9 protein-coding genes are annotated in these 8,961 nt (G+C 43.2%); 5 read left to right on the forward strand and 4 right to left on the reverse strand.

All coding sequences use genetic code 11. The features are described from left to right. Positions 1-124 precede the first annotated feature (124 nt). The gene (locus AC1DSE_RS24225; protein ID WP_430056719.1) at positions 125-847 is read right to left on the reverse strand and encodes an amino acid ABC transporter ATP-binding protein; all 723 of its coding nucleotides are present in this window, start codon (positions 845-847) and stop codon (positions 125-127) included. After that, the gene (locus AC1DSE_RS24230) at positions 840-2,345 is read right to left on the reverse strand and encodes an ABC transporter substrate-binding protein/permease (RefSeq protein WP_441874620.1); all 1,506 of its coding nucleotides are present in this window, start codon (positions 2,343-2,345) and stop codon (positions 840-842) included. The genes AC1DSE_RS24225 and AC1DSE_RS24230 overlap by 8 nt, the downstream gene beginning before the upstream one ends. A 363-nt stretch (positions 2,346-2,708) precedes the next feature. Here AC1DSE_RS24230 and AC1DSE_RS24235 point away from each other — a divergent pair, with 363 nt between their 5' ends. Genes AC1DSE_RS24235 through AC1DSE_RS24245 form a run of 3 tightly spaced genes read left to right on the forward strand, consistent with a single transcriptional unit; the run spans position 2,709 to position 4,670 of the window. Further along, complete coding sequence (locus tag AC1DSE_RS24235) at positions 2,709-3,032, forward strand: hypothetical protein (RefSeq protein ID WP_076266345.1); 324 nt, start codon at positions 2,709-2,711, stop codon at positions 3,030-3,032. Then, entirely contained in the window at positions 3,002-3,826 is an 825-nt protein-coding gene (gene yidC, locus AC1DSE_RS24240) for a membrane protein insertase YidC (protein ID WP_076266344.1), read from the forward strand. Before AC1DSE_RS24235 ends, yidC begins: the two co-directional genes overlap by 31 nt. A gap of 19 nt (positions 3,827-3,845) precedes the next feature. Further along, on the forward strand, positions 3,846-4,670 hold the full coding sequence (locus tag AC1DSE_RS24245; protein ID WP_441874621.1) for a sugar phosphate isomerase/epimerase family protein: 825 nt from the start codon (positions 3,846-3,848) through the stop codon (positions 4,668-4,670). 91 nt (positions 4,671-4,761) lie between these two features. On the opposite strand, the gene AC1DSE_RS24250 is transcribed toward AC1DSE_RS24245, so the two are convergent. After that, positions 4,762-5,304: a DUF5673 domain-containing protein gene (locus tag AC1DSE_RS24250; protein ID WP_441874622.1), complete on the reverse strand. Its 543-nt coding sequence runs from the start codon at positions 5,302-5,304 to the stop codon at positions 4,762-4,764. A gap of 564 nt (positions 5,305-5,868) precedes the next feature. Here AC1DSE_RS24250 and AC1DSE_RS24255 point away from each other — a divergent pair. Then, positions 5,869-6,144: a hypothetical protein gene (locus AC1DSE_RS24255; RefSeq protein ID WP_477511263.1), complete on the forward strand. Its 276-nt coding sequence runs from the start codon at positions 5,869-5,871 to the stop codon at positions 6,142-6,144. Positions 6,145-6,207: 63 nt separating this feature from the next. Here the strand turns inward: AC1DSE_RS24255 and AC1DSE_RS24260 are convergent, their stop codons facing one another. Continuing rightward, positions 6,208-6,378, reverse strand: a complete 171-nt coding sequence (locus AC1DSE_RS24260; protein ID WP_339205489.1) for a hypothetical protein — start codon at positions 6,376-6,378, stop codon at positions 6,208-6,210. 485 nt (positions 6,379-6,863) lie between these two features. Here AC1DSE_RS24260 and AC1DSE_RS24265 point away from each other — a divergent pair, with 485 nt between their 5' ends. Then, positions 6,864-8,834, forward strand: a complete 1,971-nt coding sequence (locus tag AC1DSE_RS24265) for a helix-turn-helix domain-containing protein (RefSeq protein WP_477511262.1) — start codon at positions 6,864-6,866, stop codon at positions 8,832-8,834. Positions 8,835-8,961: the final 127 nt, after the last annotated feature.

An 8,961-nucleotide genomic window follows, 5' to 3' on the forward strand; every position in this document is an offset into this window, starting at 1 on the left:
GTTGAGATGGAGTCGCTTGTTGATCGGAAGGAGTAGCGTATAAAAGAGAAAGCTCTGCGGCAGAATGAGCCGCAGAGCTTTGTTTAAATGTGCGCTTAGCACCTGTTATCCTTAATAAGCTAATTTAAAGCACCTGCTCCAGGAAACGTGCAGCTCTCTCGCTTTGCGGCTTAGTGAAAAACTGCTCAGGCTTCGTTTTTTCAACAAGCTTGCCGTTATCTAGGAAATAAATCGTGTCCGCAGCTTCACGGGCAAACTTCATTTCATGCGTAACAATAAGCATCGTCATGCCGCTGTCGGCAAGGCTGCGAATAACATTAAGCACCTCTTTGACCATCTCAGGATCAAGCGCAGAGGTTGGCTCATCGAACAGCAGGATGTCGGGCTCCATCGCTAAGCTTCTTGCGATCGCAACGCGCTGCTTCTGTCCGCCGGATAAGCGGGATGGATAACTATCTGCTTTGTCCGAGAGACCTACGCGAGCTAGCAGCTCCATCGCTTTCTTACGGGCTTCCTGCTGCGATACTCCTTTGACCTGAATCGGAGCAAACGTAATATTGTCGATCACGGTCATATGCGGAAATAGGTGAAAGTGCTGGAATACCATGCCGATCCGCTGCCGCACGCGGGCAATATTTGTTTTGGGGTCGGTAATGGCTGTTCCATCTATTGTAATTTCGCCGGAAGTTGGCGTCTCCAGCATATTTAAACAACGTAGAAAGGTGGATTTCCCTGAGCCGGATGGTCCGATTAGAGCAACAACCTCTCCTTTTTCAACGGTTGTTGTAATACCTTTTAGCACTTGGTTTTTGCCGAAGGTTTTAGTTAAGTCGGTTACATTAATCACTGCGGCGCAGCCTCCTTTCAAGCATTCGAGCAAAGGATGTTAAGACAAGCACAAGCACGTAATAGATTGCAGCTATAAATAATAACACTTCAATGGAGCGGAACTCAGTGGAGCGTACTACATCTGCACGGCGCATCAAATCGGATACCCCAATGACAGATACGAGTGACGATTCCTTAAGCAAAGCAACACATTCGTTCACGAGCGCCGGCAAAATATTACGAAGCGCCTGCGGGAATATAATGCGAAGCATCATCTTCCGGTACGGAATGCCGAGTGCAATGGCAGCTTCGCGCTGCCCTTTGTCCACGGCCATTATGCCGCCGCGGATCGTTTCTGACAAATAGGCAGCTGAATTGAGTCCGAAGGCAAGGCCGGCAGCCATTAACGCAGGTATATCGTAATTGAATAGCTGCGGCGTTGCATAATAAATAATGGTCAGTTGTACAAGCAGAGGCGTGCCGCGGAATATAGATGTATAAGCGGTTGCGAACCACTCAAGCGGCTTAATGCCGGATATTTTGAATAGGGACAACACTGTACCCCACACAAGTCCGAACAATGCGGAGACAAGGGTGAAGAGCAGCGTGACATATACACCCTTTAGAATATAAGGAGTGTATCCCTTCAGTATACTGAAGTCGATGTTCAAATTAAGCAGAGAGTTGGATTGTTCCTTCTCAGCAGTAAACCATTTCTGCACGATTTCATCGAGCTTGCCGTCGTCCTTCATTTTTGAGAGGACACCGTTAAACTCGTTCACAATAGTGGACTTCTTAGGAAATGCAATGGCATAACCATTTTCCGCCGATTCAGCTGGCAGGAAATGCATCGCCAAACCCGGGTTAAGGTTGGTCATCTCAATGGCGACAGCGTCTTCTACGATAGCCGCATCGACACGTCCGGAGTTCAGCTCTTGAATAAGATCTGGAATCTTATTAAGCTTCTTAAGCGTGGCTCCTTCAATCGTTTCTGCGTAAAGATCCTGTGTGGAGCCAAGCTGCGTCGCGACTAGTTTACCCGATAAAGAAGCTTCTGTTTCGAGCGGTGCAGACTTCTTTGAGACAATCGTATTGCGGGCAGCGTAATACGTATCAGAGAAATCGACATTTTGCCTGCGCTCATCCGTGGCGGACATTGCGGACATGACGAAGTCGACTCGGCCGGTCTGAAGCGCAGCAACAAGCCCATTGAAATCCATGTGTGTGATTTCCAGTTCGTATCCGAGCTGACTAGTGATATACTTGGCTATATCGATATCTAATCCAACGAATTCGCCGTTGTTTTTGGCATCGACGCTTTCGTAAGGTGGATAATCGGCGGATGTGCCCATTATGAGTTTCTTTTTTTGACCATTAACTGGAGTGCTTGATGCACTCTCTGCACTAACGGAATAAGCGCTGCTTTTCCCCATAGGGAAGGCTTGTCCAAGTCCGATTAGCAGAACCGTAAAGACGATAAGCGATAAATAAATGACTTTGAGCTTTTTTCGATTCATGGTGTCCTCTTTCTTCTAAGTTGATAGGTTTAACAGGCTTATCTGTCATCACGAGATGAGTGTATATGATAAAATAGCTCCGTTTCAGCCGTATGCGCCTGTAACATTAGAAATTATATGGTGTTCACTATCCTTTGTAAATAACCAATGGGCCACTTTTGTGAAAATTTCAGCATATTTATTAGTACCCACTTATATTTATGCTGAATAATTTATGCGAAAAGACTGCATTTATTGAAGAAATTAGTGCCTGCCATTTTTGTTTGCATATTCGAGATTTTGACAGTCGTCATTTGATCAGAATTACTGTTATAATATCCAGATAGAAAGAAAACTATTTTTAGATGAAGGGAGGTGAGTACATTGTTCGAGCTTGAACTGCATGACATCATACCGTATCTCATTTCAATCAGCCTACTTTGTTCATTAGCGTATGCTTACGCTTCGCATCTGCATTCTGGTGCCTATGAGTACTGGGAACGGAATCAGGTTGTAAGTATAATGTATAGTTTGCTGCCGCAGGTATTGATTCGTTCAATACCGCTGCATCATTGGTTAGTTCGCAAGGTAAAGCGGAAAGAATCGCCAGATGATGACATAGCAGACTGTTCCAACTCGTTTGTTCAGCTATTTTCAAACAAACGAGGAGGATTTTTATGCAAACGAACAATGTATTCACTTCTTTAAAATACGGACGTGTATTAATGGCCGGTTTGATGCTGGCAGGGCTGCTTCTAGTAAGCGGCTGTAGTACGGCTAGTGGTACGATTGATGGAAATACACCGGGTATTTTTAACCACTATGTCATTTACCCATTATCAGCGGTGCTTCAATATCTGGCTGATATGTTTGGCGGAAATTACGGTTTTGCGATTATTGGCATTACACTTATGATCAGACTTGTTCTATTGCCGCTCATGATGCGCCAGTATAGATCTCAGAACCAGATGAAAACAAAGATGGCTATCCTTCAGCCGGAGCTCAAGCAGCTCCAAGATAAGTACAAAAACAAATCAGATGCAGCATCCAAGCAGAAGCTGCAGCAGGAAACGATGCAGCTTTACCAGAAGCACCAAGTGAATCCGCTCGCTATCGGGTGTTTGCCAATGCTCATTCAGATGCCGATATTGATGGGTCTATATTCCGCAATCAAGCTTACGCCAGAGCTGGCAGATCATTCGTTTCTTTGGTTTAAGCTAGGCTCGCCGGATATTGTGCTGCCGATTATCGCAGCGCTCGTTTATTTTGTACAATTCAAGGTTTCGCAGACGACGCAGCCCAATGCGAATGCTGCACAACAGAAGCAGATGGCTTTCATGGGTTACCTGTCTCCGATACTGATGGGCGTATTCGCTCTATCGGCACCGGCAGCTATCTCACTTTACTGGGTAACAGGTGGGTTGTTCATGATTGCGCAATCTTATTTAGCCAAAAAAGTGTACGCGCCGAAGGTGGATGTCGCACTCGAGGGCAGCGCCTAAACTTGAAGGAGACGATCAGATGTCAGTCGGTGTACTCGCTCATTTATTCGGAAGCTTGCCGTACAAGGAGCTTGCTCCTAAGGTTGCGGAGAGCGGCTTCAGCCATGTGCAGCTAGCTTTGTGGAAGGCGATTAGCGATGTCGATTTCAGCAAGCCTGGGAACTTAAGCCCAGGTCTTGCGAATGCAATCGGCGAGCAGTTCGATAAGCATGGCGTTTCGATTTCAGTGCTTGGCTGCTATGTTCATTTATTTGAACGTGACGAGCAGCTGCGCCGTGCCAATGTGAATCGCTTTAAGGAGCTGCTGCGCTATGCGAAGTATTTCGGAGCGCCAATGGTAGCTGCGGAAACGGGACGGAATGAAGGTGGAGACTACACTGACCGAGATTGGTCCGTGATGAAGGTGACATTAGAGGAGTTAGTAGAGGAAGCTGAGAAGTGGGGCGTCTTTGTCGGTCTAGAGGCGGCAAACGACCATTTGATTGGAACGGCTCCTGAGCTGGCTCGGATGCTGGGGGAGGTTCCTTCCTCCAATATCGGTGTCGTTATTGATCCTGGCAATCTGCTGACATCTTCTAATTTTACGAGGCAGGATGAGGTCATTGGGCAAGCGTTCGAACTGCTCGGTGATCGTATTATTGCGGCTCATGCGAAGGATCGCATGCTGCTCGGGAGTGGCGAACTGGCTACCGTAACTGCTGGCCTCGGACAGATGAATTATGAGCTGTATATGAAGCTTTTGAATCAATATAAGCCGCATGTACACATCATCATGGAAGAAGCGAAAGAGCATCAGATGGCGGAGTCAAAGGCTTATATAGATGGAATTCGTGCGCGGGTATAAGGGCTTAAACGCAAAAAAAACAGTAGACCATGGGACTCCCGAGGGCTGCTGTTTTTGTTTTTTTATATTGGAAAAGACGGTTTAGCCCGTCCTATTCAGTTGGAATTTCATCTACATTACCTGAAGTCGGAACATTTCGAAGCAGCACAAGTAATTTTTTTTTGGAATCGGCATGAACTACTCCGCGAAAAACCTGATGTTTTGTGTGGATGTCGAGTGAAAATTTCGTATGAAAAGGATCTGTTTCCGTCAATTGATAATAAACAACATCCTCCCAAGGAATGACTGTTTTTGCATGGTACACGCCATCTTCACCAATTGAATAATTGATTTTACCGCCAGAGAATATGGTGGTGAGCATAATGGGAAAAACATACGCAAACCAGTGCTTATAAACGATATCCGTTAAACCAAAGATAAGCAGTATCCATAAGGTCGTAACGATAACTACATACGACAGCACTGTGAGAGTGAATTTTTTGTCGGGAATAAGGAAAGATGGATTATATACCTGAACATTTTTTTTGGATTTTTTAAATATCCGAAATTGTTTATGCTCATTGTAGAAGGACCAAATGAGGATCAAGCAGCTGAGGATGTTCAATAATAATGTAAACAAAAAATCGATGTGCAATTCGGTCGCTCCTCGTATATTTGCTGTAGTTGTTAGTATAAAGGGATATATCCGATAAGGTAGAGGAGGTACTGAGAGCAGTTGAATAAGAATTGTTACTCTTCCATTGATTATAGGGATAACAATACTTTTGTACCAAGGGACTAAATTCCTATTTCATTTAAATTATATTTGATTTAAAAGAGCGCAAGCAACGAAATATAGTTTGGTAATTTCCGAAAGAGGTTTTGCGTGCATTAACTAAACGCTAACAACTGTTTATCGGTGGAATCTAAAAAAGAAATAAATAGTGCAGAAAATGCCGTAGCCTTATCACTTCCAGGTTAACGGTATTTTTATGTTGGCTTAATTGAAAATTGATTTGAAATCCTCAAATATGTAAGAATGGAATAGGGATTTATTGTAACTATTTTTGAAAATATACTATGATGAAGAAGAAAATATCGAAAGAAAAATTAAATGATGAGTAAACCTTACTACAGAGCCAAGGGAGGCACATTGTGAGCCATAAAATATGGATGGGTAAGCAGACTGATTGCTTATGGAAAAATCATCAATGATGTTGTGACGCTGCTTGCTGTGCTGGAGGAAGCCGAAGCTTTTGAGAAGAGTTTCATAAAAGAGGGCAATCTACCGAGGTTGATGCTCACTATTGGTGCAGACGAGCTTCCCGCTATGGTGAAGGATGCAGAACAGCTTGCTGAGCGGCTGCTGCCCCTTGCGGAAAAAGGCTTTTATTCTGAAATGGTGAAATTTTGTGATGAGAGTCATGTCAGTGTGCTGCCAGCGACAATTAGCAGAGTATTGCGGTTCGCGTTATCGAGCAATCATAAGGGATGATAATTTAGATTTTTAAGAAAACCTCTAGTCTACCGAAACGTAGCTGGAGGTTTTTTTGCAGTCCTAACTGCTGATAGAAGCTTGTTTGGATTTAATGATTTTTTTGCCTATAAATCCTATCAAACCTAATCCAGCAAAAGCGAACATGATGCCCTTGTAGTCGTATAAAAAAATACGCATAATAATAAATCCAGCCAATCCACCGTAATAGGCGAATTCAAATATTTTTTTCATTTATATATCCTTTCTTGAAGAGTAGTCTCCAATCGGTCAAATCACTAGACATCATATTTTGGTCATATTTGGTATAATACACTAAATTTTATAATTTATATAGTGCTAACTATGACTTATGCAGTTCGCTGAATGAAGTGGGAATTGTGAGAATTTATGCTTGAATAAACCGACCACCAAGGGCTTTAAGCTGAAGAGATATTTTTTTGGGAAATTTGCTTGTTTTAGTTGCCCTTTTACCACTCGTGTGCCAATTACGTCAGTAACGTTATAAGGGGATTGTATCCTACGAAGTAAATATTTCTCTCAAACGTGTCTAGCGCACACTACTGCTAAAAGGATGAAGAAAAGCATAACGTCCGTTGCCTGCTCCCCAATGTCAATTAATGATGATATACTTATCTAACACAAATGATATTGATAATCAAAATCAATTATTAGCGGTAAGTAAATTAGAAAAAAGTGAAATAAGGGAGCTCGGATAGATGCAGGAAGAAGCAGAAGCAAGCCAGGTATATACACCAGAGATGATCGATACGATGGCCCGTATTTGGACACGTTCGGTCATTACATTAATAGATGTACGCTTTCAGAATATAGAGCCCCAATACCCGTTAGAGCAGTATAAAATGCCTAGTAGCATGTTTATCTATGCATGTGGAGGAGAAGCGGAAATTCAACTGAATGAAACTACATTTGGAATGGAGCGCTTCGGTTTAGTTCACGGCGGGAAGGGGAGCCTGCTCAGTATTTCGCCTAAAGGGGGAAATGTGAAGACCTTTATGATGTTTTATAAAGCAGAATTACCTCTTTTTTTCAATAAGTATCTGCAGCAATTACTGGAGCAAGTGAATCCATTTATTCAACAGTTTGGTTATACGCCAAGTAATCCCATCTTGCTGCTCGATTGGTTTCAACAGATGATGAATGGCTGGAACCGCGGTAAGGCGATGGATCAGCTGCAGGCCAAAAGTTTTCTATTTCAACTGATTCATGGGGTGTACAGAGATTTTGAGGGTGGTGAGATTAGGTATCTCCAGCCAGATCCAGCCTGTTCTGCCAAGATATATCTTGATAAACATTACAGAGAGCCGATTATGTTTCAAGAGATTGCCGATATGTTTGGCATTAGTGGTGGGCAATTGACGCGGCTGTTTAAAAAGAAGGAAGGGATGAGCTTACAGGAGTATCTCATTCAGAGAAGGATTGAAGCTGCGTGTCATGACTTGAAGCATACAGAAGCAACCATTAAAGAGATCGCAACAGGATCTGGTTTTGCAGATGAGAAAAACCTGTTTCGGATGTTTAAGAAGTATTACAAGATGACGCCAAGTGATTATCGGAAAATAAACGCACTATCCATGCAGGTTGATGGTATTGATAACGATTCTCATCTTCATTACAATAAGATGGAACTAGCGAATCTAGTCAAGTCTTATAGAGAAGGGGAATCAACCATGTTTGGACAAGTAAGAAGTAAAGAAATGATTTTGGCGGCGGCAATGAGCTTGATGCTGTTGTTGTCGGCATGTACATCGGGGACGCCAGCGAATAACGGAGGAACGGTGAATCAAGCGCCTGCACAGACACAACAGACGACACAATCGGAAGTCTCGGAGACGAAAGCTTCAGAAGCAGTCTCGCAGACCAGAACGATATCTACAGTAAAGGGTGATGTTGAGGTGCCTAGCAACCCTCAGCGTGTTGTAGTCGATTATTTGGTGGGTGATGTGGTGGCCCTAGGTGTAACTCCTCTAGGTGTGGCAAGAGCGGCAAGGGGCGAGACGGAACCTGTGTTTGCTAACCAGATTAAAGACGCCATTAATATAAAAGCGGAGCCGGAAGATGTCATGACTCTTGAGCCTGATCTAATCATTTTAGCATGGGGTGATGAAAATTATGAAGATTTATCCAAAATTGCCCCGACAATTTATGTCCCTTATGGTGATATGACTACAGAAGAGCGGATAAATTTTATTGGTGATGTTTTGAATAAGCAGGAAGAGGCTAAGGCTGTTTTGAATGCTTATGCCGGAAAAATCGAAGAGGCGAAGCTAGCCCTTCAGAATGCAGGTCTTTCAGACGTGACGATTACGATGGGAGAATTCAGTGATAAAAGTAACTACGTTGCTGGAGCCAAGCATGCGGTTGGCGAGCTTGTTTATAATGAACTTCAAATGCAGGCACCGTCAAAAGTTCAAACTGATATTATTGACACTGATAGATATTGGGGAGATATCTCTATGGAGGTCTTGGACGCTTACATAGGGGATTATCTGATCTCCATAGGAGATACGGAAATACCTGCTGATAATGCGGTTTGGAAATCACTACCTGCTGTGCAGAACAATCATATCGTAAAGGTGGGTACATCGCTATCTTGGTCCACGGATATAATGACTTCCAGTGCATTGATCGATCATATTGTAAATCAATTGCTGAAATTAGCTAAATAAGGTTTTTAATATAAGAGCAATGTTTCAAACTAGATTGTCATTAGGTGAGGAAAGGAACACATGATGAAAAACAAGCCTGAACAAAAACGCCGTGGAGCAATAAACTTCACCATGTACATGGTGGTAG

Source organism: Paenibacillus sp. 01L418, assembly GCF_056400045.1.